Below are 2,062 nucleotides of genomic sequence, written 5' to 3'. Positions count from 1 at the left end.
GGCGACTCCCTCAAGGCCACCCGCGTCGCCGCACGCGCCCGCGCCGCCCTCGGCGTGGAACTGCCCGTCCGCGCGGTGTTCGAGACGCCCACCGTCGCCGGGCTCGCCGAACGCGCCGCGTCCGGCGGGCAGGCCGAACGGCCCCCGCTGCGGCCCGTGCCCGCCGAGCGGCGCCCCGACCCGCTGCCCGTCTCGCACGCGCAGGAACGCCTGTGGTTCCTCAACCGCCTGGAGGGACCGACCGCCACCTACAACATGCCGATCCCGCTGCGGCTGACCGGCGCGCTCGACTACGCGGCCATGCGCGCCGCGCTGCGCGACGTCGTGGCCCGGCACGAGTCGCTGCGCACCGTCTTCGGCGACCACGACGGCCGCGCCCACCAGCGCGTCCTCGCCGACGCCGACCCGCCGCTGGAGATCACCGGCATCGCGCCCGACGGCGACCTGCCCGGCGCGCTGTTCATGGCCGCCACCCGCGGCTTCGACCTGTCCCGCGACCTGCCCGTCCGCGCCCACCTGTACCGGCTCGGCGAGCACGAGCACGTGCTGCTGATCGTGCTGCACCACATCGCCGGGGACGGCTGGTCCATGGCGCCGCTCGCCCGCGACGTCATCACCGCCTACCTCGCCCGCCGCGACGGGCGCGCCCCCGACTGGGCGCCGCTGCCCGTCCAGTACGCCGACTACGCGCTGTGGCAGCGCGACCTGCTCGGCGACGAGGACGACCCCGGCAGCCTGGCCGCACGGCAGATCGCGTTCTGGCGCACGGCGCTGGCGGGCCTGCCGGACGAGATCGCCCTGCCCGCCGACCGGCCCCGCCCCGACCGCGCCTCCTACCGGGGCGGCCAGGTCTCCTTCGACGTGCCGGAACGGCTCCACCAGGCGCTCGCCGACCTGGCCCGCCGCCACCACGTCAGCGTCTTCATGGTGTTGCAGGCGGCGTTGGCGGGGCTGCTCACCCGGCTCGGTGCGGGCACCGACATCCCGATCGGCTCCCCGGTGGCGGGCCGTACGGACCGGGCGTTGGACGACCTGGTCGGCGTGTTCGTCAACACTCTCGTGCTGCGCACCGACACCTCGGGCGATCCTGCGTTCGCCGAGTTGCTGGCGCGGGTGCGGGAGACGGATCTTGCGGCGTTCGCCCATCAGGACGTGCCGTTCGAGCGGCTGGTGGAGGTGCTGAACCCGCGGCGGTCCCTGGCCCGGCACCCGCTGTTCCAGGTCATGCTGACCCTGCAGAACAACCCCGAGGCGTCGACCGACCTGCCCGGCCTGCGCGTGGCCGTGGAACCGGTGGACGCCGCGGTCGCCAAGTTCGACCTGGAGTTCATGCTGGAACCGGCCCGGGACGGCAGCGGCGGCCTCACCGGAACCGTCGAGTACGCCCTCGACCTGTTCGACCGCGACACCGTCGAACGCCTCGCCGCCTGGTACGTCGACGTCCTGGAGGCCGTCGCCGCCGACCCCGAGGTGACGATCGGCGCGCTGCGGCTGCCCGGCGCCGACGACCTGCGCCGCCCCGCCGCCGCGGCACCGGTGAAGAGGCTCGTCGCCTACGTCGTCCCCGCCCCGGGCCAGACGATCGACGCCGAGGAACTGCGCGCCCACGTGCGCGAACACCTGCCCGAGGCGATGGTGCCGTCCGCCGTGGTCGTGCTGGACGAGCTGCCCCTGACCCCCAACGGCAAGGTGGACACCAAGGCACTGCCGCGCCCCGACCTGGCGGCGGCACCGGCCGCGGCGCCCTACCGCGCGCCGCGCGACGCCCGCGAGGAGACCGTCGCCGCCATCATCGCCGACCTGCTCGGCGTCGCCCGCGTCGGCATCGACGACGACTTCTTCGCGCTCGGCGGCAACTCGCTCATCGCGATGCGGGTCGTCAGCCGCGTCCGCCGCGCCCTCGGCGTCGAACTGCCCGTGCGGGCCCTGTTCGAGGCGCCCACCGTCGCGGGGCTGTGCGCCCTCCTCGGCGCCGCCCGCGAGACGGGACGCCCGCCGCTGGAACGGCGGGACCGGCCCGAGGTGATCCCGCTGTCGTACGCGCAGCGGCGCCTGTGGTTCC

At 75.5% G+C, this 2,062-nt stretch carries 1 protein-coding gene; it reads left to right on the top strand.

The features are described 5' to 3' along the window. The coding region (locus tag ABD879_RS32460; RefSeq protein ID WP_345025615.1) for a condensation domain-containing protein at positions 1-2,062 on the top strand (2,062 nt) is incomplete at both ends.

It is taken from the genome of Actinomadura keratinilytica, assembly GCF_039539665.1.
GTDB lineage: Bacteria > Actinomycetota > Actinomycetes > Streptosporangiales > Streptosporangiaceae > Spirillospora > Spirillospora keratinilytica.
This window is presented reverse-complemented; position numbering and strand designations above follow the sequence as displayed.